At 39.0% G+C, this 24,411-nt stretch carries 16 protein-coding genes; all 16 read right to left on the reverse strand.

Annotation, left to right across the window (positions count from 1 at the left end; genetic code table 11):
* Positions 1 to 33: 33 nt before the first annotated feature.
* Positions 34 to 7,221 carry a T9SS outer membrane translocon Sov/SprA gene (sov, locus tag IA57_RS03045; protein WP_036119058.1) on the reverse strand — a complete coding sequence of 2,396 codons (7,188 nt, stop codon included), beginning with the start codon at positions 7,219 to 7,221 and terminating at the stop codon, positions 34 to 36.
* Positions 7,222 to 7,228: 7 nt separating this feature from the next.
* Positions 7,229 to 7,810, reverse strand: coding sequence for a Holliday junction branch migration protein RuvA (gene ruvA / locus IA57_RS03050; RefSeq protein ID WP_036119059.1), 582 nt, complete (start codon positions 7,808 to 7,810; stop codon positions 7,229 to 7,231).
* 55 nt (positions 7,811 to 7,865) lie between these two features.
* A complete protein-coding gene (locus tag IA57_RS03055; protein ID WP_036119060.1) occupies positions 7,866 to 10,172 on the reverse strand; it encodes an NADP-dependent malic enzyme in 2,307 nt (768 codons plus the stop codon).
* A 50-nt stretch (positions 10,173 to 10,222) separates the two neighbouring features.
* Positions 10,223 to 11,143, reverse strand: a complete 921-nt coding sequence (gene queG / locus IA57_RS03060; protein WP_036119061.1) for a tRNA epoxyqueuosine(34) reductase QueG — start codon at positions 11,141 to 11,143, stop codon at positions 10,223 to 10,225.
* Positions 11,144 to 11,611: 468 nt separating this feature from the next.
* Entirely contained in the window at positions 11,612 to 12,145 is a 534-nt protein-coding gene (locus tag IA57_RS03065) for a hypothetical protein (RefSeq protein WP_036119063.1), read from the reverse strand.
* 440 nt (positions 12,146 to 12,585) lie between these two features.
* Positions 12,586 to 13,467 carry a helix-turn-helix domain-containing protein gene (locus IA57_RS03070; RefSeq protein WP_036119065.1) on the reverse strand — a complete coding sequence of 294 codons (882 nt, stop codon included), beginning with the start codon at positions 13,465 to 13,467 and terminating at the stop codon, positions 12,586 to 12,588.
* A gap of 153 nt (positions 13,468 to 13,620) precedes the next feature.
* The gene (locus tag IA57_RS03075) at positions 13,621 to 14,973 is read right to left on the reverse strand and encodes an FAD-binding oxidoreductase (RefSeq protein WP_036119067.1); all 1,353 of its coding nucleotides are present in this window, start codon (positions 14,971 to 14,973) and stop codon (positions 13,621 to 13,623) included.
* A gap of 42 nt (positions 14,974 to 15,015) precedes the next feature.
* A complete protein-coding gene (locus IA57_RS12455) occupies positions 15,016 to 15,921 on the reverse strand; it encodes a nuclear transport factor 2 family protein (RefSeq protein ID WP_084176710.1) in 906 nt (301 codons plus the stop codon).
* 600 nt (positions 15,922 to 16,521) lie between these two features.
* On the reverse strand, positions 16,522 to 17,460 hold the full coding sequence (locus tag IA57_RS12300) for an alpha/beta fold hydrolase (RefSeq protein WP_051880959.1): 939 nt from the start codon (positions 17,458 to 17,460) through the stop codon (positions 16,522 to 16,524).
* A gap of 53 nt (positions 17,461 to 17,513) precedes the next feature.
* A complete protein-coding gene (locus tag IA57_RS12305) occupies positions 17,514 to 18,341 on the reverse strand; it encodes an alpha/beta fold hydrolase (protein WP_051880960.1) in 828 nt (275 codons plus the stop codon).
* 57 nt (positions 18,342 to 18,398) lie between these two features.
* Positions 18,399 to 19,445, reverse strand: a complete 1,047-nt coding sequence (locus IA57_RS03100) for an alpha/beta hydrolase (RefSeq protein ID WP_036119069.1) — start codon at positions 19,443 to 19,445, stop codon at positions 18,399 to 18,401.
* 16 nt (positions 19,446 to 19,461) lie between these two features.
* On the reverse strand, positions 19,462 to 20,817 hold the full coding sequence (locus IA57_RS03105; RefSeq protein WP_036119071.1) for an FAD-dependent oxidoreductase: 1,356 nt from the start codon (positions 20,815 to 20,817) through the stop codon (positions 19,462 to 19,464).
* 41 nt (positions 20,818 to 20,858) lie between these two features.
* Entirely contained in the window at positions 20,859 to 21,368 is a 510-nt protein-coding gene (locus tag IA57_RS03110) for a YybH family protein (RefSeq protein ID WP_036119073.1), read from the reverse strand.
* Between the two features lie 160 nt (positions 21,369 to 21,528).
* Positions 21,529 to 22,401 carry a helix-turn-helix domain-containing protein gene (locus tag IA57_RS03115; protein ID WP_036119075.1) on the reverse strand — a complete coding sequence of 291 codons (873 nt, stop codon included), beginning with the start codon at positions 22,399 to 22,401 and terminating at the stop codon, positions 21,529 to 21,531.
* A gap of 25 nt (positions 22,402 to 22,426) precedes the next feature.
* The gene (locus IA57_RS03120) at positions 22,427 to 23,299 is read right to left on the reverse strand and encodes a helix-turn-helix domain-containing protein (RefSeq protein ID WP_036119077.1); all 873 of its coding nucleotides are present in this window, start codon (positions 23,297 to 23,299) and stop codon (positions 22,427 to 22,429) included.
* Positions 23,300 to 23,312: 13 nt separating this feature from the next.
* On the reverse strand, positions 23,313 to 24,395 hold the full coding sequence (locus IA57_RS03125) for a nickel-binding protein (protein ID WP_036119079.1): 1,083 nt from the start codon (positions 24,393 to 24,395) through the stop codon (positions 23,313 to 23,315).
* Between the last annotated feature and the right edge of the window lie 16 nt (positions 24,396 to 24,411).

The following is a 24,411-nucleotide window of genomic DNA, read 5'->3' on the forward strand; positions in this document are numbered from 1 at the left end:
CTATTCAAATGATAATTTCAAACTGGTTGAAAGTTAATTCCCAAAATTGTACCTTAACGTTATTCCGCCGCGAATGCTTGTTTGTGGGAATGCTGTTGAAATTGCGTATTCTGAGAAGGCATAATCGAAAAAGAAAATACCCATAAGGTTTTTACTAAACGCATAATCGGCTGTAAACTTAGCAGACCACATGGTTTGCCCAGAGGTTACTTGGTTGTTGTCCAAATCCAGGTACCTAATAATGGTTTTATTCTCTCTTAAAGAGACATCTGCCTTAAGGTTAAGGTCGCTTACAATCATTTTTCTTGGCCCGGCAAGTTTAGATTTTATTCGCACGTCCTTTACGCGGTATCCAAGCCCCAGAATGTATTCCATACCTTGTATTTCGGTCATTAAATTGTTATCAAAACTCAATGAGAGCATGCGGTCTTTTTTAAGCTCTGCCAAGATTTTTATCGAATTGTTCATCTCCATATCAATACGTACAAGCGGGCTAAACATCTCGGTTAAACTAATGTTGCTATACAACATTTTGCTTTTAAAGTTTCCGCCTTGATCTAATTCTGAAGGGTTTTGGTCGTTGTAATTCAAATTAGACCTAAATTGGTTAATGGTATAGTTTGACCGGTAACCGTGGGTTAATGAAAAACGCTTAAAGCGGTCCTTAAACCATTTCACCTTCATAAGTCCGGTATACTTAATGTCCCAGTTAGGAATGGGCACATCCCTAAAGGCCTTTAAGCTAATTTTCCCGGCATCGGTTCCTGTATACGCCGAAAGGAAGGCCGGAAGCAACACCGCTTGACTGCCTTTACCAAACCCTACCGGATACCCATCTTCTGGGTTTACAGGAAAGCTCGATGTCCCGTAATGACGCTCTGCCAGTCTGTTGGCAATTTCCAGTCTGTTATCCCTAAAGGTTTGGAACGCTTCGGAAGCTTTCTCATCGCTACTGCTAAAGGCTGTTTTAATTAATGCTGTTGAAATATTAAAGTTTCCAAAGGTGTTTGGTGTTAACGATTGGTACTCCAAATCGCCATTAATATCATCAACACGATAGTTTTCGGTGTAATTTTCTGCCATGATTCTATTACCAACCAAATCGATTTTCAAATCGCCTATAGGTTCTAAATTGGCCGAAAAGTCCAATTGCTTATTTCTGTTAATGGTGTACTGCTCGTTAAAATCGGGGTAAAGGGTTAGCCACCCATTTCTAGCGGCCAGCTGCCTAACATCGCTTTGACTACCAAAAGTAAAGCCTACGGTTGGTTTCATGGTTCCAATAAAACCTGGTGTTCTTAAATACCCCGGCAAATAGGTTCCGTTGGTTTCGGCATAATTTATCTGCATACGCTTTAGACTTGTAAGCAGGCCTATTCCAAAGTTTACAATTCCAGAACCGTCTTTTTTGGCTTTTTGGGCATTGCCCCTTTCGTTGTCTTGCGAAGGTGCGCTTATTTTTCTAGTAGGACCACTACCTCGCCTAGCAACACGTTTCTTTTTAAGCCCTATAAAATTATAAAGCTTACTCATGTTTAAAGACGCATTAATGTTATGCTGATTGGCGTTGGAAATCGAGTGCCCTATACTGTAGCCTTCAACCTCAAGATCTGGCCCTTTTTGCCACTGAAACTCACCGCTATACGAGTACGTCGCATCAACAAAACTAAACACAGGAATTTTGTTTATTGGCAATTGGTAGTTAACACCTAATTGTTGGTACTGCCTGTTTGGGTCTCCAAAATCGAAAAAGCCATCCCAAACATCCAAGGTTGGATCTTGCTCGCCATTAACAACAATATCGTTTTTAAAATAATTGCGCACAATGTTGTTGTTTGATGCCGAAAAGTTAACCTGAAGCGATTTGGTAAGGTTGTAATTTATCGCATACTGATAATCGAATGTATAATTTCTGCGGAAAAAATCGTCTAACCCAATGTTTTGCCCCGTTAAATCGGTATCTCTAAAACGTTGCTTATTGTACTGTCTGTTTATATCGGTGTTTACGGTAAAACTAGCAGGAAGCGGATTAATGTTAAAGTCTTTTAGTATTTTCCAATATTTCCCAGTAAACAGCGAATCGTTCTTTTTAAATGGTTCTATGGAAATCGGCTCGAAGTTGTAAGCGTAATTAACCCCTGCCCGCACCGATTGATCGATGGCGTTTTCTATTTCGAAATCGCGATGTTTAACTTTGTTATAGGAATAGTTAAAGGTTAAGTTCTCCACATCGTAAAAGCGTGGTTTGGAATCGCCGGTTTTAACTTTTCTAACGCCTATAAAATTAATGCTTCGGCGTTTTGTATAGTTCTCCGATTGTTCTCTAATTTGTTCTGCCTCGGCATCGGTATTGGCGGCATCTATGCGCGATTCCAGCGTTAAATCTTTATAATATTCATCGTATTTTGGTGTGATAAGTTCTTCACCCTGCCCATAGTTAAACGGTATTTGCATGCCCCATTTTTTTGGAAGCAACTGCCCTAGGTTAACATTGGTTACCACATCGTACTGCACAACATCTTCGCGACTTCTTTCGTTAGGCCCTTGTTCTAAGGTTCCAAAGCCTGTCGTGCTTTTTCTTCCGGTAGCACTTATGTTGGCAAAATCGGCAATGTTGGAGTCCATGCTTAAAATGGCTGCCCAACCGCCTTCGTTATCCATATCGGACAAACGCAATTCGTTATACCATAATTTAGCGCATTTGTTGCTTGACGCACGGTTTTTAACCCCAATCATAAGGGTTCTAATATCTCCAAAATTAGGGTTTCCTTTAATTCCCACCCTGTGAAATCTGTCTCTACTGGCTGCTGGTGGCAACGCAGCAAATTCGGCTACAGGCATGCTGCTTAACCCCTCGCCATTAACATCGTAAAAAGTTGGCGTTGGACTGCTTAATGCCCCATCGCTAATGGCCTTGGCCTTGATGTCCTGAAGCAAAGACAAGGGCAAGCTAATTTCGTTTTCTACTGGCCACAACAAGGTTCTGTTTCTGGTGCCTGAAGGACTTACCTTCAAGGGAATTTCTATCTGGTAATAGTTCTGGGTTAAATCGTTACCCATACGTATAAACCCTACCAAATCATCATCTACCAAACCTGCGGTTTCACCTTCTTCGGCATGCATAAACATGCGTAGTTTTTTGTATTGCCGCATGTCTACATTAATGTTTTTAAACACCGCTCTAGCATCTTGGGGCTCTAAATCGCAGACATTAACAAGTAACGATTGTTCGTTTTGTCGCACCACCGTATTGTTGTTGTATAGTTCTTCTGGTTCTACCCCTGGTGGCGACTCGTAGCTCCCTTCATTTTCTATGGTGCTAACCACCCCTACACTAAACTCGGTATTGTCATCGTCTGGATTGGGGTCATTTTCCTCTAGGGTTTGGGTGTATCGTCTCCAATCGCTACGTACTAAATCTAAAGTACCAAAACGGAATACGGTAGTCTCGGTAAATTCTTTTAAATAAAGTCGCGCAAACCTAACAGACCTCAAGTCGTTAATTCCTCCAATTGCATCTGTAAATTCGGTTACTGGAATTCTAAATTGGTACCATCTTGGCGTAAGGGTTTGCCCATTTGGTAAATTTCTTGGTTGCGAAGCCTTTACATCGGCAATTAAAGGGTTATTCTCGTTTAAAGTGGCAGGCGTTACGTCTATTTCATATTCGAAGTAACTGTCTATGGTATTCATGGTATTGTCGCGGTTTATGTCCTCGACATCCGGTTGGGTTGTGCTCCCGCGATTGGTATCAGAAAAGGTATCTGGCGAGTTGCCATCTACACCATTGTATTGCCTGTATCTTTCAAAAATATCACCGCTTGTATTTAAGAAGTAGGTATAATTATCTCTTGCTGGGTCATTTAAGCCTGCGTAATCTGTAAAGATTTGTCGTTCTTCATTATCGCTATAACCATCGTAACCTACATCTTGATTTGTTCGTTCCTGTCCTGTAGTATCGAACGCATAAATTAAGGATTGATTTTGAGGATAAACCGTTTCCCATGATGGCGAGGTTGGTAATACGCCAACCACATTACCGTCTTGTGGCAGCCCGTTTTCGTAAACTTTTCTACCGTCTTTTATAACATCCTCGGAGATGTTTCCTAAGTTAAACACCAATTTCCCTCCTGAATTAGCAGGGTTATCCTGAAAGGGATCCTGAAGCCAAAACTCGATATATTCGACATTGGCTTGTTCAAAATCGGTTGACGTTATGGCTCGTGTAATTCCTGCCCAGCTATTTTGCGGTGATGTAAGGGTGTTTGTACTAGGGTCTACATTGGTTGTTTGAAAGTTGTAAGGCCCTCGTTCTTCTGGGTAATACACCAAATCCAAGGTGTTTATTACAGCACTTTGCCCTTGAGCAATGTCTTGATTTGGGAACAGCTCTTCGCTAAACACACGGCTGGTATACAAGGTTGAAATGTCGTCGTCTGAAATATCGCTAGGTTTTCTGTTGCCATAAAATATAGGATCAATATTGTACCAGTTTAAAAGCGCGCGATCAAAACCATTTTGAATGCCATTATCATCTTCATTGCCTTGCCCATAGGTTCTGCCCAAGTTTCTTGGCCTACTGGAAATAAACCAAGATTGTGGCGATTTTAAATCGATGGCATTTTGCGAGCCTTCAAAATCGTCTACATAAGAGGTAGGTTCGCTATTAAAATCGGTGCCTTTAGGTTGCCCTGGCGCCAAATAAGCAAACTCGCCCCGAACAGAAATATTTGATGGTGCATCGGTATCGATATTGGGCAGCTTATTAACCAATCGTGTTAAAAAAGGCACCTCGGTGGAATAGTTCCCGTTAATTCCAAAAATATGGTTGTTAATGGGTTCTTGGCTGTAATTGGCTTTTTGGGTGATGGGTCTTTCGTTTAGGTTTAACCAGGTTGCCCCCAACACAAAGTTTTCGTTAAACTTATGTTCTACATTTATTCCTGTAAAACGCTTGGTTTGTTGGCCAAACACGGCATTGTTTTCGGTAGAAACCTGTATGGGTGTATTAGAAGCCTTTAAGGCCTCGTCTAGAATTTGCACCGTCCCCAACGAATAGTTTACCGTATAATCTATCCCTTCTACCAAAACACGCCCGCCGGCAGTTACCGTAACAGAGCCTCTAGGCACGTTAAATGCCCCTATGGGAATACCATCGCTACCTGTAGATTTATAGCGTCCTTTTAATAAGAATTTATTTTTTTCTGCAGCTTCTAAGGCTGCTGTTTTGGTTTCCTTATAAAGCACATCGTAAACGTACTTTGTTTGGTTATCGTTATATGTTGTGGTATTCAGGTAACTCTCTGCATTGTTAAGCGACAGCACATCAAACAAGTATTCTCCAAAAGGCTCTACTTTGGTAAAGATGATTTTCCCGTTTTGTGGTGTAACCGTAATTCTTGGCACATAATCGAAAAAGCCATCGCCGTTTGCCTGAGGGTCGTTGTTGTAGTTTAACCTATCTAAATGAAACAGCTTTAACAAGGTGGTTTCCTGCATGGCATTACCATTAAATGCTGGAAAAGGCGTTCCGCTTACTGGGGTTATAAAGTTTAACGGAGAAGCCTCGTTATAAAAGATATTCAGTTTAAAATCTTCCTGACTTAATTGGTAGGCTCCGGTGTCGTAAATATTTTTCATCATCAAATCCCAAATGGGCTGATCGACGTTTGTTACCGGGGCTTTTAACATTTTAAGCACCAAACTGTTGTTGGTTACAATCTCTATTGCCGAAGTATTGTCTACAGCAGTGGCATCTATCCCATCGTTAGCAAATTCACCTACTTGGTATACTTGTCCGCCAACGGTATATTGGTAAGCTACCGCCAAGATTTCATCGTTTGCCAACCTTTGGTTTAAGGAAATGTACCCCAACTGTGGGTGCAGTGTAAACTCTCTGCCTTCTTGCAGTTTTCTGGCGTTTTCTAGTTTTCCAAAATCGGAACCTTCATTTACCGAGCCCGACAACGTACCAAAACCTTGGTGAGCCGTTGCTATGTCGCGAATGGCCTCTGTAAGAACCGATCCCGAACCAATGGTTACAGGGTTATACCTGTTGTTGCCATTGTCTGGATATGCGTTAGGTCCCGCAGTAACAAAGCCCCCGGGTACAGGCTGTAGGTAAAAATTATTTTCAGTAGGGTCTGTATTGGACTCTCCCAAATCCTGAAGCGCCACAACATTTCTTACATTTTCTGTTGTATTGTTTCGGTTGGTTACCCAAACTTCTATTCTGGTAATTTGAATGTTGTTGCTAATGTAGGGGTAGTTCTCTAACGATTTGTCGTAATTATCCCTAAAGTAATGGGCTAAAAAATAGTGGCGATTTTCGTCGTAGTCTCTTACGTAAAACTCAAACTCCTCTAAGGTACCACCACCTTGTGCGACTACCGTTCTGGTATCTGACTTTTGTTCTGAAAACACCCCAGTTATGGTTGTTTTTCCAAACTTAAGCTGTGTTTTTACCCCAAACAAGCTTTGCGCCCCAGAAATTAACGAACTGTTAAGCGGCATGTTTACGTTACCCACTTCTATTTTTTGAATGATATCGTCTTCTGTAGGGGTGTATTCTAGCTTTATTAAGTTTTGAAAATCGAAGGTCGACTCGGTATCGTAATTAGCGGTTACCTGCAAACGTGTTCCTACTTTACCCAACAAGCTTAGGCTAATTCTCTGGTCGAAATCGAAGGTGAAATTACGTCTGTTTCTAGGAGAAAACGTTGGGTTGTCCTGCTTTGTAAACAACACACCCAAATCCATTTCTACCGATCCTTGAGGCACCACATTAATGGTATTGCCTCCAAAAATGGTCTCAAACAGGCCAGATCTAACATAAAACTCTGGCAACAGGTTTTTTTGCTCTTCTTCTGTACCTTCTTTTTTGCCATCGTAAGCATCAACTTTTTCTTTATAATAAGCTTTTAGGCTTTCTCTTAATACAAAATCCTGATACTCTTCTGGCGTTAGGATTATGGGGTAGTTTATATTGAAATTTCCAACCGTTTCGGTGTAAATGTACCTATCTGTAAACGGGTCGTACGTATATTTAGACTCGATGCTATTGGGATTTGGCATGGTCATATTCCCAAAGGAATGCCCGGTTTTAGTACTGTCTTGCGGTATTGGCGTTTGCTGCGAAACAGCATAAACACTAGACAATAAGGCTACAATTAACACAAAATATTGCCTTACTGCTTGGTACGTATGGTTGGTTGTCGTCAAAATTGTTCTATAAATTTTTTAAAGCCTCTTTAATGATGTGCTCCACATCAGCATCAGGGGTGTTTTTCAAAACTTTATCTATAACACGTTCGGATTGCTTTTTATTAAATCCAAGAACCTCTAAAGCAGATAACGCTTCATCTTTGTTTGTATTGTTTTTAGACACTGAAAGTTCATCTATATCGTAAACTTTCAAAATTTTATCTTTCAAATCCAAAATTACTCGTTGAGCGGTTTTGGCGCCAATACCTTTAATGGATTGTATTAAGGCAACATCTTCCTGAACAATACCTTCCTTTACTTGTTGCGGGGTTAATGACGATAGCATGGTTCTAGCCGTACTGGCTCCTACGCCGCTTACAGAAATTAACAACCTAAAAACCTCCCGCTCTGCCATAGACGAAAACCCAAATAAGGTATGGGCATCTTCCTTTACCTGTAAATGGGTGTATAATTTTAAGTTTTCGTTGTTTGGAATTTGCGAATAGGTATGCAACGAAATATTAAGAAAGTAACCAACCCCATTACAGTCAATAACAACATTTGTTGGATTTTTCTCTACAAGTTTTCCTTGAATATGTGTAATCATTGGCTATAAGGCGATTGGTTCTCAAATGTAATAAAATTATTCACATGTCATGCGATTAACTTTCTACGGCTGTTTTGGTTTGTTGGGCTATTTTTTCTTTTTGCTGCGCATCTATTACCGCGATGGCGGTCATGTTAACAATTTCATCTACGCTGGCGTCTAGCTGCAAAATATGAACTGGCTTACGCATGCCCATCATAATAGGCCCGATAGATTCTGATTTGTTAAGCTCCTTGAGCAACTTGTATGTTATGTTTGCCGATTCTAAATTTGGAAATATAAGCGTATTGACTTTTTTACCAGCTAGTTTAGAGAACGGAAAAATATCCTGAAGCATCTCGCTATTAAGGGCAAAATCTGTTTGCAGTTCGCCATCTACAGCCAAATTGGGGTGGCGTTTATGAAGGTAGCTTACCGCCTCTCTTACCTTTACGGCTGTTTCTGTTTTAGACGATCCAAAATTAGAGAATGAGGTCATGGCCATAACAGGCTCCATACCAAACATTTTCACCACACCAGCTGTCATTTGCGTAATCTTGATAAGATCTTTTGCTGTAGGGTTAATATTAATAGAGGTATCGCTTAAAAACATAGGGCCTCGCTGGGTCATTAAAACATTAGTGGTTGCCACTCGTGTTGATCCAGGTGCTAGGCCAACCAGTTCCAACATTGGTTTCACCACTGTTGGATAGCTTCTTGAGTAGCCAGAGATTAGGGCGTCTGCATCGCCTGTATTCACCATCATAGCAGCAAAATAGTTGCGTTCACGCATTAGCTTTTCGGCCGAGTAAAGAGTCACTCCTTTACGCTGGCGTTGCTGCCAATACACTTTTGCATACTTATTTTTACGCGCTTCCTCCTCATCGGATTTTGGGTCTATAATAGGCACATCGTCTGCTTCGAACTCAATTTCTTTCATTAGGGCTTTAATCGTTTCCCTTCTTCCCAATAAAATGGGGTGTGCTATGCCCTCGTCGTGTGCTATTTGTGCAGCCTTTAGCACGTCTAACTGATCGGCCTCTGCAAAAACCACACGCTTAGGATTAAGCTTCGCTCTGTTTAAAAGCAGTCTGACCATTTTGTTATCTGACCCCAAACGCTCCATAAGCTGGTTTTCATAGCGCTCCCAATCGTCAATAGGCTCTTGGGCAACACCACTGTCCATAGCGGCTTTGGCCACCGCTGGCGGCACTTGTGAAATTAACCTAGGATCGAAAGGTTTTGGAATGATATAGTCGCGCCCAAATGTTAGTTTGGTTTCGCCATAAGCTATGTTTACTTGTTCTGGCACGGGCTCTTTGGCTAATTTTGCCAAGGCACTTACCGCGGCCATTTTCATGGCTTCGTTAATCTTGGTTGCACGCACATCTAATGCGCCTCTGAAAATAAACGGAAATCCAAGCACATTGTTTACCTGGTTAGGGTGGTCGCTTCGGCCTGTGGCCATAATAATATCGTCGCGTGTTTTTATGGCCAGATCGTAATCGATCTCTGGATCTGGATTAGCCATGGCAAACACAATGGGGTTATTGGCCATAGACAGCAACATGTCTGGCGACACCAAATCGGCTGTAGAAAGTCCAATAAACACATCGGCATTTTTCATGGCTTCCTCTAGCGTATTAACGTCTTTATCTGTCGCAAATTCGGCTTTTTGTGGGGTTAGGTGTTCTCTATCGTTTCTAATAACGCCTTTGCTATCCAACATAACCATGTTCTCTCTTTTAGCGCCACAGGCTTGATATAACCTAGAGCAAGAAATTGCCGCAGCACCGGCACCGCTTATAACAATGCTCACCTCATCAATCTTCTTTTCGGCCAATTCTAACGCGTTAATTAAGGCTGCTGCCGAAATTATGGCGGTTCCGTGTTGGTCGTCGTGCATTACAGGAATATCTAATTCCTCTTTAAGGCGGCGTTCTATTTCAAAAGCTTCGGGAGCTTTAATGTCTTCTAAATTTATGCCTCCAAAGGTTGGGGCAATATTTTTTACCGTTTGAATAAACGCTTCAATATCCTCGGTATCTACCTCTATATCAAACACATCTATATCGGCAAAGATCTTAAACAAAAGGCCTTTGCCTTCCATAACAGGTTTGGAGGCCTCCGGCCCAATATTGCCTAGCCCTAAAACTGCGGTTCCGTTAGAAATTACAGCAACCAAATTGCCTTTGGTGGTATATTTATAAACGTTGTTAACATCTTTAGCGATTTCTAAACAAGGTTCTGCTACTCCTGGCGAATAGGCCAGCGACAAGTCTCTCTGGCTAGCATATTTTTTAGATGGTACTACTTGAATCTTCCCTGGGGTTGGTTTTGCGTGGTAAACCAACGCTTCTCGTCTTTTTCTTGGGTTACTCATAAAAACAGATTAATTATGAACTACAAAAGTAAGAATACTGTGGTTTTAACCTAATGTTTTATAAACTGAATATTTCGTTGTAGTCCAGAAAATTTGGTTCGTTTAACTGCCGATTTTTTAAACACTTTCCTAAAGGTCTCTTCGGTGATCTCTTCCCAATCGCGTTTGGTCATGTCCAGCAGCTCTGGGTGCGGGTTAAACAAGGGTTCTTGGTGTGGTTTTGAAAACCGGTTCCAGGGGCATACGTCTTGGCACACATCGCAACCAAACATCCAATCGTCCATTTTACCTTTAAATTCTGATGGAATGCTGTCTTTTAGTTCAATGGTTAAGTACGAAATGCACTTACTGCCATCTACTACGTACGGGGCTACAATGGCTTCGGTTGGACATGCATCTATACAGGCTGTACACGTCCCGCAATGGTTGGTTGTTGGGGTGTCGTACTCGAGTTCTAAATCGATAATTAGTTCGGCTATAAAAAAGAAAGACCCTACTTGTTTGCTTAATAAATTACTGTGTTTACCTATCCACCCGAGCCCACTCTTGGATGCCCAAGCTTTATCTAGCACCGGTGCCGAATCGACAAAGGCGCGGCCATTTACTTCGCCTATTTCCTCTTGAATAAACTGTAGTAATTGCTTTAGCCTGTCCTTTATTACAAAGTGGTAATCGGTACCGTAAGCGTATTTGGATAGTTTGTAGCTTTCGGTTGGTTGGGTTTCGGTGGGGTAATAATTTAAAAGCAATGAAACGACACTTTTGGAGCCTTCGACCAGTTTTGTGGGGTCTAAACGTTTATCGAAATGGTTTTCCATATATCCCATCTGGCCGTGCTTTTGCTCGTTTAGCCAATTCTCGAGCCTTGGGGCTTCTTCTTCTAAAAAAGCTGCCTTACTAATGCCACAGGACATAAACCCGAGGCGTTTGGCTTCGGATTTTATTAAAGCAGAATAATGTTCTTTTCCCACACATCTAATTTATAACAATCTATATCAATAAAAAGCTTTTCGCAAAAAATAAAACTGGTGTACGCACCAGTTTTATAATGTTTCCGTGTTAAAAATGCGGTTTCTATGCCATCCTATTATTCATGGTTTATGGCACAATACACTTAATCGATAAGTGGGTTTATGGGTGTAAAAACACCATTTGGGTTTTCTGAGCCAACCCAGGCATGCAATGTCCAAAATAAACCAATATAGCCCATTAGTCCTCATTCCCAACAAAGCCTTCGGGTGGAATCGAGGGATCTTCTAAGAGGCCCATAGCCACTAAATACGCTACCCTTACAAAATTTAAGCATTAGTTTGCCGGATTGTTTTTTATTGCTAAACCTCTTTTTGTAAAAGAGTTGTTGATAAATTATTACCGTGTATTAAGCATAAAAAAGCCGATAGTTTCCTACCGGCTTAAACGTTAAAAGTGATGAACAAAGGTTAGTGCAATATTCCAGCGGCATCAATTTTTAGGTTTTTTCTTCTTCCATCTTTTTCTATTCTTGCAAAATAGGTTTTCTCTACCTTTTTATTTTGAAAATAGGACACCTTATAAGTTGTCTTTGCTAAGGTCCACCCGTCATATTCTTTAAAAATGGCATTGCGCACCGCACTTGGCAAAAAGATGTTGTTGTGTCTTTCGAAAGAGGTTAAGATTTTGCCTTCCTTATCAAAGGTTGCAATAATACGGCTTTTATCACCGCCTTTTTCTTTAAACAAGACATCGTAACTTTCCATTTGGGAGTCGAAGACATCGGATTCTTTGATGTCGTAATTTGCAACTTCCCGTTGAAGTTCTTTCACATCGTTTGGGCTATTTCTGTCGTAGACATTATCAAAATAGCTCGCGTTAATTGGTTTTAAATTAACTTCTGTTAATTGCACCCCGTAAAAGTCTTCTACAGGCTCTTCAACTTGCGCCGGCACTTGGCTGGTTAGGCCAAAAAATAATAAACCAATACATAATTTTTTCATAACTGATCGATTTTAAGATTAATGAATGATTGATAACCTAAACAGGGTAACATCATGCTAACAAGGGGTCTTAGAGAATTAAGCTTAACTCGTTTATCTTATCTTGCTACCGCAAACCAGTTTACTTAGAAACAAGCTGTTGTGTTTCTTCGTTTTGCCAAGCGACAGCAGTCACTTTAAAACTATGCTTTAAACTATTATGATGGGAAGTGTGTTGTAAATTTAGCTATTAAATTTCATCCAAACTGTTAACGTTAAACCAATTAATGTTAATTATTTATCAATTTTTACTTTACCAAAAGCTCTGTTTTCGAACTTGTTTTTATCAGGTTAAAAAATATACATTAACATATAATCTGCTTGATTTAACACCGGCACTAAATTAAATAATACACCTTAAAACGGCTTTTCTTTAAAGCCAAAAAAGTTATCTTAGACGTTTAGCGGTCAATGTTATTGTTTCTAAACACAGATGGCGGTTGGCCAAACCTTTTTTTAAAGACACGGCTAAAATGCGTTAGGTTTTCAAAACCGCTATCGTAGGCTGTTTCGCTAATACTCTTTGATGTTGTAAGCAAAATTTGCTTGGCGTAATCTAACCGCTTGCTTAAGAGCCATTTTCCTGGGGTTGTTTTATAATGGTCTTGAAAATCCACCTTAAATTTAGACAAGCTTCTGTTGGCTATTTGCGCAAATTCTGGCAAGCCTAAATTGTACATAAAATTGTTTTCCATAACTTCCCATATAGGGGTTAGATAGCCTTTTGAAATGGCATTGACATAAGCTAGAATATGTTTGTTTTTAGGATGGATAAAAATGTTGTAGAGCAGCTCCTTAAACTTCATTTCTATGATGCCTTCAGGATGTTTGTCGCCTTCATTAAAATAAGGTATCATGCTTAAATAGCATTCCCTTATTCTATCGTTTAAATATATGTTCAGCAGCATTTCTTTTGATGGCTTTGGCAAGTCTTTAAAATTAAGAAATGCCCTGTACTCATCTAGCACATATTTAAAATAATCGTCCTTTATATAAAAGGCCAGTACCTCCCAACCTTTTATATCATCTTCTATTTCCTGATGAAATGCCATGCGCTTTAACATGAACGAAGTGTCCTCGGTGACGGTCCATTCTTGGTCACCCCGATGAAATGTACGTTTGCCTCTAATAGAAAATACTAATTGGTTATGCGCTGTATATAAACTAACTATTTTATCTAACTGCGGACAGTTATAAAACACAAATAGTTGCTCTTTAATACTAAAGTGCTTAAACACCTCCTGATTGGATTGGTGAATTTCGTATAAATTATAAGTTTCCATTTTAGTTGCTTTAAGTTGTCACACCACGACACCATAAAATGAATTATAGCCAAATGCCATAAAGATCTTATCTACGCTTAGGCTAAGTATCAAAAAAAACTACGATATGAAACTCTACTACTTACTTAGGGAACAAGAACCATTTTATACGTACTATTGAGGTTTTATATTTTGGTTTATATGGAAAAAATTGTTGGGGTCGTACTTGGTTTTCACCTGCACCAATCTTTCATAATTATCTTTGTACGATGCTTTAATACGCTCTTGGCCTTCATTCATCATAAAATTCACATAAGCTCCGCCCATCGCATGAGGTATTAGGGCATCGAAATAATTCTTGCACCAGTTTGTTATGGTTTCGGCATTGGCCGGATTGGGATCTACCCCAACAATAACCTGCGCCCAACGTGCTTCGCGATTTGCCCAAGCCGTTTCGGAGTTGGCCACGTCATGGCAAACCCCATCTATTGGGTAAAGGTGCATGGTAGAGTGCATGGTAGGCACTTTAGAGCCATGTGTTACGTTTACCTTAATGGCTTCTGGCGTTAATTCCTTAATATAATGGGCGCGCCAATACCATTGCAATCCCGGCGGGTAAAGCGCATCGAACATGCCGTTAAGAGCCGGCATGGGAATTTCGCTTACAAAGTCTAGAATTGGCGTACCAAACTCGCGTATGGGTTTAAATACCTCCTCGGCTTTTTCGATAGGCCCTGTATAATTCCATACAACACCGCATACGTTTTGGTTCCATAGGTGCTCTGGAAACGGCGCTGCAGGCGGCACGATTAAAAAAGCAAAAAAGCCATATAAATCGTTGGAGGCCGTTTTTAAAATGGTATCATAAAATACCATGGCTTCTTCGGCTTGTTCTATAGGCCAAAACATCGGGCCGGCATATACGTTTTTAATATCGATTAAACTGAATTTAAAAGACACAACCACCCCAAAATTACCGCCACCGCCGCGTAGCGCCCAAAACAAATCGGGATTGGTATCTTTATTGGCTACAACAAGGTTGCCGTTAGACAAGACCACCTCGCACTCTAAAAGATGGTCTATGGTGAGGCCGCCTTTTCTGCTTAAATACCCCAAACCTCCGCCTAAAGTAATGCCTCCAATGCCCGTAGTTCCAATAATACCACTAGGCAAGGCCAGCCCAAATTCGTGGGTTGCGGCATCTACATCGGACAAAGTGTTGCCTGGTTGTACAATAACTGTTTTTGATAATGGATCTATGGCTATAGCTTTCATTTCTGAAAGGTCTACCACCAAGCCCCCGTCTACTAGAGCCAGTCCGGCGCCATTGTGCCCACCGCTTCTAACAGATACTTCTGTATTGTTATCCCTAGCAAAATTAACGACATTAATAACATCTGCTTTTGTTTTACATGTTACAATTACGGCTGGCTTTTTATCGATCATCGCATTGTAAATCGTCCTGGCCTCATCGTAATTAGGGTCTTTTGGGACAATAACCTTACCTGTTAAATCTTGATAACTCATCGTGCTTACTTTTTTAATTGGTTATTATTTTAAAAACAGTTGCTATTGATTTTTCTGCGCCGCTAATATCTTATTGATATCGGTTAGTAGTTCCAGCATTTCCTTTTCTGGACTAAAGTCTATAATTCTAGCATCTTCTACCACTATAACGGTATGCCCGGGCGGCATATAAAAAACTTCGCCTGCGCTTACGGTTGTTGTAGAATGATCTTGATGGGTCGTTTCTAGGCTACCTTTTTCTAAATAGCCCCAATGAGGCACTTGGCATAAATTATCTTTTTGACCTTTTAATAAAGGGGAAAAATCTGTTCCTGCAGGCACTTCGTTTATGGCTACAACCATATGCCCCCAACCTTTTAGCACATTAACCGCATTGCCTTTTGGAAAATTGGCCTTGGCCACATGAATGGTTTTGGTTATTGCCGCTGCATTTGATTTTTTGGTACTTAAAGGTGACCGGTGTTCGTGTACAATCTTCCAATCGCCTACTTCGTTCTTTACAAACAATAGGGTTATTTGGTCGTTTACGGCTACGGGTGTTTGCTCGTCCTTAAATTTCAAAAGAAAATCGGAGTGGAAAGTAACATTAGCCACTTCGTTAAAATAAACCGCTATTTTTAGGTCGTTTAAATTAAACCTATAAACCTCTGCTATGTTGCTAAAAACTTTTCTTTTATAGGTTTCGTTTTCTTTGCTTCCCTGCCTTGGTGTTTCTGGCTTAAACCCTGTAAATTTCAAGCTTTTATCGTGAAAAGTCATTAACCGGTCTACATCGCCATCTTTAATGCTTTGCACAATGTTGTTTAAAGTTTTTTTTACGTTATCTTGGCTAGTTGAATACTCCTTATTGGAGATATCGCCCTTTAGGGTTTGCGAGACTAAAAGCTGTGCTTGCAAGAACAGCAGCAGTATAAAGAGTTTCTTGAAAGGTACATTTTTATGGCTCATGTCTCCGTGCTTTACCGTGTGTTTTACACTGTTAATGGTTTCTTTTTATGTGAAGCATACAACCGATTTTGGTGATACGTCTTCTAAAAAAATTCACATAATTATTAAGCTAATGGAGATTTTATGGCAAATGGTTTTATATTGTTTATTTTACTTGTGGTTAACTTCTTTTGGCAGGCTTTAGAGCGGTATTAGGGCTGCCTGAATTTTCTACAGAGGCTTCTGCACAATATTGCTTTTACTTGTTGATAGACGCCCATTTTTGGCGTGATCGCCTTCAAAATTTCTAGCTTACTTACTTGCTATGCAAGTTTTAACATCCATAACAAAACTGGTTAAACTTGGGAACAGTAATGGCTAGGCAGAGCAAGCCTGCTTAAATTCTAAATGCTATTAATTAAGGAAAGAGAGTATTTAAAGATACAGAAAAAAAACTATATTTTTCTGTTTTTACGCCTAAAAATAACGTTGGTATCTTTAGGTTTAGGGGTTTAAAAAATCGCTTCTGTAACCTGTTCTACTAATTGCATTTAATAACCAAACTTCTTACATTCAATGTTGCCTCGCCCCATTTTATGATTTATTATTAAGTTCAAAAAATCAATTCCTGCTCAAAAACTCTGTTATGGCCTTATCGCAAGCCTGTGGATTTTCAAAATAGAGTCCATGCGAGGAATTTTCAATTGTGATAAGTTCGCTTTGTGGCAATGAGCGATGTAATTCTTTAATAATTTCTCCAAACCATGCAGGTGATTGGTCTCCCATAAGCAATAAAACAGGTATTTCTAATTCTTTGATTTTTGACATTTCCAAAGGAAGCTCCCATTTTACGGTGGTCACTCCCGAAACTTCAGGTAGATTATCCATCCATCTTTGTTTTACTTTAGGAGGAACTTGGTTTATTGAAAAGTCATCGCCCATCACGCCTTTAAGGAAGGATTCCACTCCTTTTTCATTTTCACCAGTACTAAAAGCTTCTCCTGCTGGCTGAATATAATGTTTCTTAAATTGATTAAAACTTGCCTTTCCGCTAGAAGAATTTTCTAATAAGGATGAGGCTGGTGGTTCTCCTAAAACCAATGATTTCACCAATTCTGGATGGTCTAATGCCATAGTTAAAGCCGTGAAAGCACCATACGAATGTCCAACCAGATTTACTTTTTTAAATCCAAGTTTCTTTATTAAAGCATAAAGGTCATCTGCATGAATGCGTGGTGAATAATCGGCTGTTTGGTCGAATACTTTTTTATTTGGATACGCATACCTACGGCTATATGCAATCACTTCAAAATTCTTTGAATATTCTTCAACCCGCGGAATCCAGACCCTATAATCGCCTACAGTTCCATGTATAAAAATTAAAGGCTCGCCAGAACCTTGTATAATATAATGAAGCTTTTCGCCATTAACATAAACTGATTGTGGTTTGTCTGTAGCAACAGAGACGGTTTGTGTTTGTACATCTAGCTTTTGAGTTTTGCATGCAAAAAGTCCCAAAACCAAGAGAGTGGAAACAAGTAAATTTTTCAATGTTTTCATGTGTTTCACGTTTTATTTTTTTATCAAAGTGCTTTCGTTTCGTTTTGTTATCATTAATCTGTCTTATCCCATTTTCCTGTTAAAAATTCAAGTGAAACCCTCATGAATTCAGCTTGAAAATCGGTATTTAGGTGTGGTAAATGCCCGCCGTTGGGCACAATCCAAAGTCGGCTATTGGAGACGTTTTGATACAACTCCATACCAATTTGTATAGGAACGAAAAGGTCATTGTCTCCCAATACCACAAGCCATTTGGCTTTAATGGCGCTCAACTTATCAGGTGTAAATGAAGGATCACCGTCAGACAACTCCTTGTTTTGCCAGAACACCTTTGCCAAATATTCCTGTTTTTCCGGGTCATGGTGTTTAGCCAATTCCATAATTTGATTTAGTTCGGCATTTGCCAGCCATTCACGGGCTGGCTTACTATAATAAATATGTGCACCCACTGTAATGACCGATTTAAACCTATCTGGTTGTATGGTATTAAGATAAAGTGCAGTTGTTCCGCCACCGCTTACACCAATGACATTCACTTTGTCCAATTTCAAAGAGTCCAGTAATGCATGAATTATCTTTGCGTAATCCTTATGGCTAAAATCGGGATTGTCCTTATCATAAATATCCGATCGTCCATGACCGACCATATCAACTGCAATAGTTCTAAATTGCTTTGAATAGACTTTCACAAAAGGTTTCCATGAGTCCGCAGTTTTAAAAAAGTTATGCAGTAACAGAAGCGGTTCTCCGCTGCCTGTATCTTCATAATAAATCTTGGTTCCGTTATAATTGAAAAATTTTCCGTTAGGGTTCACCTTTACTTGACCATAAGCGGTAAAGCAGATCATTAAAACTAAAACTTTAAGTACGTGATGTTTCATTTTTCTTAAGTTATGTTAGTATTGGTGATAACTTGTGTTTGGTGTCAGTCAATTCAGTTATTCAAATTCTAAATAGGAATCAAAAAAAGGAAGCAAATCATTTAATACCCTTCCATTATCTGTCCAAAGTTTATTGCTATGGTTTCCTATGTATTCTTCGGCATAATGGTTAACTCCTAAATCTTCCAATTTCTGACTTAACTCTCTACAGCCAAGCAAAACAAAATCCATTTGATCATTTCTACCCCAATCAATTTTTATGGCAGTTAACTTTTTTAGATTATCAACATGGTCGTCTACCATATTTGGCAAAAAATTATTGCTCCATTTTTTTATGGTTTTAGCATCAGTAACCAAACTGTCATTTATATAATAATAAGGCAAGTCAGCATAAAACGGTGGTTTGTTAGGATTTGGCGAATATGCTTGACCAAATGCAATTAAAAAATTTTCTAAAAAGTACTTCTTTCCGGTTACTAATTCTTCACTTGATTCGACGTCTTGCAATCTTTTGTATATATATGAATTTGCACCTATTTCTTTATACAAATTCATACAGCCAGATAATGAATATACACTGCTAAACGTGTCTGGGTACAACATAGCCAATTTGGTTGCACCATAACCACCCATGGAGTGTCCAGAAATGCCACGACTATCTTTGCTTGCTATGGTTCGATAGGTTTTATCCACATAAGTTACCAGATTTTTAGCAGTAAAATCGGCCCAATTTCCTGTGTAAGAAGAGTTCGTATAAAAACTCCCTCGATAAATGGTATGCTCATTGGGTGTAACTACTATTACAGGTCTTATTTTTCTGGTTGCAATGGCCCGATCCAGTAATTTATTAAGCTGAAGTTCATTATAGTACATATTGTTGCTATCTGTAAAACCATGTAAAAAGTAAATAACAGGATACCTTTTATTCGTGTTTTCATAACCTGGCGGAAGGTATATATGCACACTTCTGGTTGGGTTTTCGCCCGCAGGATTTTCTAAAACTTCCGAATATAAACTATCTACCTTAACTGTTCCTTCAGGGTATTGACCAAAGGCATTAACTCCTACACATAATAAAACTAGTAATTGAATAATTTTTTTCATCGGTGTTGTTTTAAGATTAATCTGGCTTAATATTTTGGTTAATATGAAAGAAATTTGTTGGGTCGTATTTGGTTTTGACTGCTACCAACTTTTCATAATTATCTTTATAGGATGCTTTAATACGTTCTTGCCCTTCTTCCATCATAAAATTCACATAAGCCCCTTGGTTTGCCGCATAGGGTATCAACTCATCGTAGTAATTTTTACACCAATCGGTAATTATTTGGGCATTTTCTGGTTGTGGGTCTACCCCAACAATAACTTGTGCCCATCGTACACCTCTGTTAGCCCAAGCTGTTTCATGGTTTGCAACCTCATGCACTTTACCATCAATGGGGTAAAAATGGGTGGTGGTATGCACATTGGGGATGGCTTTTCCATACTTAATGTTTATGGCCAAGGATTCATCTGACACCTCGTTAATAAAATGTGCCCGCCAATACCATTGCAGGCCTTTAGGGTAGAGCGCATCGAACAAGGTGTTGAGTTGGTGCATGGGCATTTCGCCTACAAAATCGATAATGGGGTTGGTTTTTTCGCGCATAGGACGCAATATTGCTTCGGCTTTGTCTAGTGGCCCCGTATAATTCCATACCACGCCACAGCATCGTTTGTTCCAATGTTCTTCAGGGAAAGGTGGTGCTGGTGGCACCGTTAAGAAGGCATAAAAGCCGTACAGATCTTGATCATCTGTTTTAGTGAACTCATCATAGAGTCTAAATGTTTCTTCGGCATCGTCCATTTCCCAAATCATTGGCCCACCGTAAACAGTCCCTACAGATAGGAGCTTAAATTGAAATGAAACTACTACGCCAAAGTTTCCACCACCGCCACGCAAGGCCCAAAACAAATCGGGATTTGTATTTGTATTGGCTGTAACCACATCGCCATTGGCCAAAACCACTTTGCATTCCAATAAGTTATCAATGGTCAAGCCTCCCTTTCGACTTAAATACCCCAAGCCACCACCAAGCGTTAAGCCACTAATTCCCGTAGTACCATTAATACCGAATGGTAAATAGAGGCCATACTCTTGTGTAATTTCTCCTATTTCACCAAGTGTAAAACCGGGATCAACACGAATGGTTTTGGCGTTAGGGTCGATATCAAACGCTTTCATTTCCGACAGGTCTATCACTAGACCATCATCAACCAATGCCAAGCCTGCCCCATTGTGACCACCACTTTTAATGGACACTTCTATATTATTTTCTCTAGCATGGTTTACAGCATTAACCACATCTTGTGTGTTTTTACATTTTACAATTACTGCCGGTTTTTTGTCTATCATGGCATTGTAAATGGCGCGTGCCTCGTCGTAATTGGTGTCTTGAGGAGTGATAACTTCTCCTGTTAAATCTTGATGGCTCATAATGTGTGGTTTTATGTTGGTGTTACACTTTTTTTTAGTTTTTAAGATCCTTTTTGCTGGTTTAATGGCGAATGGTGCTCATGTACAATTTTCCAATCACCGGTATTGTCTTTTACAAAGAGCAATGAAATTTGGTTGTTTACCACAACCAGCTCGTCACCAAATTTTAAATGAAAATCCGAATGGAAGGTTACGTTAGCTACATTCCCATAATACACGGCAACTTTTAAATCGTTGGCATCAAATTTTACTACCTCAGTTACATTGCCAAACACATGGCGTTCTGTGGCTTCGTTTCCTTTACTCCCAACTCGAGGCTCTCCCATATTAAACTCGGTAAACTTTGGGCCATAAGCATGAAAAGCTATAAGTTTTTCTATATCGCCATCTTTTATGCTTTGTACAATACCTCCCATTGTTTCCATAACTTCTTCTTGAGCTTTTGGATACTCTAGATGAATGGCACTTTGAGCTTGTGCTATTAAAGTTTGAACGTTTAAGAACAACAACACAAATAGCCATTTACATAATGTTAAAAATTGAGTTTTCATAATTTTTGAATTTAGATCTACTCAAAACTATTGATAATCAACACAAAACATCAACTCGTTTTATTCAAAGAATGCAACATTTGTTTCAAAATGCCATTATTTTATAGCACTAATTTAGTTGATAAAAACAAAGGCTACTATTCTTAAAAGTCCAATACTTTTACTTTAAAGTCTGGCTGTTTTTATACGTTGTAGGCGAAGTATTATAGTAGTTTTTAAACACACGGCTAAAATGTGAGGCGTTGTTAAAGCCACAATCAAATGCAATTTCTTGAATGGATTTTTTTGAGGTTGTTAATTGCGATTTAGCTAGTTGCAATCGGCGTTCAACGAGCCATTTGCCTGGAGTGGTTTTATAGTAATCGTAAAAATCTCTTTTAAACTTGGATAGGCTTCTATTGGCAATATCGGCAAACGCTTCTAATCCTAAATTAACCCGATAATTATTTTCCATGACTTCCCAAATTGGGGTTTCGTAATGGTCTACAATGCTCAATATAAAAGCTAAAATGTGCTTGTTGTCTGGATGCGCAAAAATAGTAAACAACAACTCTTTAAATTTATTTTCCAAAATGCCTTCGGGAAGCTTTATGTCTTTTCCAAAATAAGGCAAAAAACTAGTGTAACAATTACGTATTTGGTCATTGACTTCAAAAGAAAGGTTTACTTCAGAGGTTACTTTTGGCAAATTGTTTAATTCCAGATGAGGCTTGAACTCATCAAAAATACTTCGCAAATAATCATCCTTTAAATAAAATACTAGCACGTTCCATCCTGAAAAATCGGATGTCATTTCCTGTAAAAATGCACACCGTTTAAGTAGATACCCATTATTTTTATTGGCAAAATATTTTCGGTCGCCAAAATGCATGATACGTTTGCCGCTTATGGTAAAGTTAAATTGAATGTATTTGGCATAGAGTTTTAAAATTTTTTCTTTCTGCGGACAGTTATAATACAAAAACAAAGTGTCCTTTAAGTTGTATTGCGGAAAAGTATCCGGATTTGTTTTATGTGCTTTATACAGGTCCATTTATTCAATGTAACACGTTAATCGTTTAAGTTGTTGCCTTCTCCACTTTGTAATTTGATGGTGACATGTTGAACTGCTCTTTAAACACGCGGCTAAAATGAGAGGCGTTATTAAAGCCACAATCAAATGCAATTTCTTGAATGGATTTTTTTGAGGTTATTAATTGCGATTTGGCTAGTTGCAATCGGCGTTCAACGAGCCATTTGCCCGGTGTGGTTTTATAATAGGTATAAAAATCTCTTTTAAACTTGGATAGGCTTCTATTGGCAATATCGGCAAACGCTTCTAGGTTTAAATTAACCCGATAATTGTTTTCCATAACCTCCCAAATCGGGGTTTCATATTCGTCCACAATACTCAAAATATACGCCAGTATGTGCTTGTTATTTGGATGAGAAAAAATGGTAAAAAGCAACTCCTTAAATTTATTTTCCAAAATACCTTCGGGCAATTGCGTTTCTCTTCCAAAATAGGGGATAAAACTATTGTAACAGTTACGTATTTGGTCGTTTATTTCAAAAGAGAGTTTTACTTCAGAAGTTACATCTGGTAAATTGTTCAACTTTAAATGTGGTTTAAAATCGTCAAAAATGCTTCGTAAATAATCATCTTTTAAGTAAAACACCAAGACGTCCCACCCTGAATAATCTGATGTCATTTCCTGCAAGAAAGCACAGCGTTTAAGCATAAAACCTGTATTTTCATTGGCCAAATATTTTTGATTGCCAAAATGCAACACACGCTTACCGCTAATAGTAAAATTAAACTGAATGTGTTTTGAATAAAGCTTTAAAATGTTGTCTTTTTGTGGGCAGCTATAATACAAAAACAGCGTGTCCTTTAAGCTATACTGTGGAAAAGTATCCGGATTTGTTTTATGTGCTTTATACAGGTCCATAACAAACCAAATTTTAAGATGCGACTAACATTTTTGAAGGCGATACGCCATATTTACTTTTAAAATTCTTGGTGAAATAAGATGGGTTAGAATACCCCAACAGGTAGGCAATTTCAGAGATTGAATGTTTATTTTCCTTTATTAAGCTCAAAGCCTTGTTCATTTTTATATCCCGAATAAACAAAATAGGTGATCTACCTGTTAATGCTGTAATTTTTCGGTACAATTGCGGACGGCTTACACCCAAATCATGGCTAATGTTGGCAACATTAAACGTTTCGTTGGACAGGTTTTTCTCTGTATAGTCAAAAAAGTTTTCTATAAATTTTTGTTGTGCTGCTGTTACAACTTTTATACCTGAACGACTCTCATCGCCTTTTTCTGTAAGTAATTTAGAAAAGTTCTTAGAGAGGACTATCTCGCCATTATTTGCCATTAAAGCCAGTTGCTTGGTAAAATCTATGGCGTCTTTAAAAAAACCATCACTATGCGTTATGGGTTGGCCTTCGGCTAAACCCATTCTAAATTCAATGGTATCTCTTTCGGAAAGTAAATTCTGAATATTTAAAGCGCAACGATAAGCATCTGTTGTGTTGCTGAATACTGCAATAATACTATCGTCAGTTATATTTTTAACTTCGGTTCCCTTGTGTTTCTCTAGAGATTTAAACACTTGATTTTTAGAAACTACAGGCACCTTAAACCTACTCATGTTATCTGTATTGGCTTGATTTGTTTTTGCTAAAATATCTACAATAAGAATAAATCGAAACCCTGTATCCAGGTTGCCGTTATTGTAATAAACAATGCCATGGTCTACCTTATGGTTCTTCCCCATAAATGCATTAATCAGGCCCATTTCAACTTCAACAATATTACAAGCTACATTGCCGTGAGCTTCTTTATGGACCTTTTCACAAGCCTCGGCGTTGGGGCCTTCAATTAAACAGAATATGGTTCCTGCATCTTGGTTAATCCAAAACTGATGGTACTTTACGCCATACTTGCTTTGGGTTTGCTTATCGGCCATGTGGCCCTGTTTTACATCTTCTACAGTTACTCCTGGAAAATGATGGTAATCCATATAAATGGGCATAGCAAAAACAGTTTAA

Source organism: Mangrovimonas yunxiaonensis, assembly GCF_000733475.1.
Lineage (GTDB): Bacteria > Bacteroidota > Bacteroidia > Flavobacteriales > Flavobacteriaceae > Mangrovimonas > Mangrovimonas yunxiaonensis.

Excerpts from the sequence above, each read along its gene's own strand:
- IA57_RS12305 (WP_051880960.1), bottom strand. The coding sequence starts at position 18,341 with ATGAAACATCACGTACTTAAAGTTTTAGTTTTAATGATCTGCTTTACC.
- IA57_RS12455 (WP_084176710.1), bottom strand. The coding sequence starts at position 15,921 with ATGAGCCATAAAAATGTACCTTTCAAGAAACTCTTTATACTGCTGCTG.
- IA57_RS03110 (WP_036119073.1), bottom strand. The coding sequence starts at position 21,368 with ATGAAAACTCAATTTTTAACATTATGTAAATGGCTATTTGTGTTGTTG.
- IA57_RS03065 (WP_036119063.1), bottom strand. The coding sequence starts at position 12,145 with ATGAAAAAATTATGTATTGGTTTATTATTTTTTGGCCTAACCAGCCAA.
- IA57_RS03070 (WP_036119065.1), bottom strand. The coding sequence starts at position 13,467 with ATGGAAACTTATAATTTATACGAAATTCACCAATCCAATCAGGAGGTG.
- ruvA (WP_036119059.1), bottom strand. The coding sequence starts at position 7,810 with ATGATTACACATATTCAAGGAAAACTTGTAGAGAAAAATCCAACAAAT.
- IA57_RS03120 (WP_036119077.1), bottom strand. The coding sequence starts at position 23,299 with ATGGACCTGTATAAAGCACATAAAACAAATCCGGATACTTTTCCACAG.
- IA57_RS03105 (WP_036119071.1), bottom strand. The coding sequence starts at position 20,817 with ATGAGCCATCAAGATTTAACAGGAGAAGTTATCACTCCTCAAGACACC.
- IA57_RS12300 (WP_051880959.1), bottom strand. The coding sequence starts at position 17,460 with ATGAAAACATTGAAAAATTTACTTGTTTCCACTCTCTTGGTTTTGGGA.
- IA57_RS03100 (WP_036119069.1), bottom strand. The coding sequence starts at position 19,445 with ATGAAAAAAATTATTCAATTACTAGTTTTATTATGTGTAGGAGTTAAT.
- IA57_RS03055 (WP_036119060.1), bottom strand. The coding sequence starts at position 10,172 with ATGAGTAACCCAAGAAAAAGACGAGAAGCGTTGGTTTACCACGCAAAA.
- IA57_RS03115 (WP_036119075.1), bottom strand. The coding sequence starts at position 22,401 with ATGGACCTGTATAAAGCACATAAAACAAATCCGGATACTTTTCCGCAA.
- IA57_RS03075 (WP_036119067.1), bottom strand. The coding sequence starts at position 14,973 with ATGAGTTATCAAGATTTAACAGGTAAGGTTATTGTCCCAAAAGACCCT.
- IA57_RS03125 (WP_036119079.1), bottom strand. The coding sequence starts at position 24,395 with ATGCCCATTTATATGGATTACCATCATTTTCCAGGAGTAACTGTAGAA.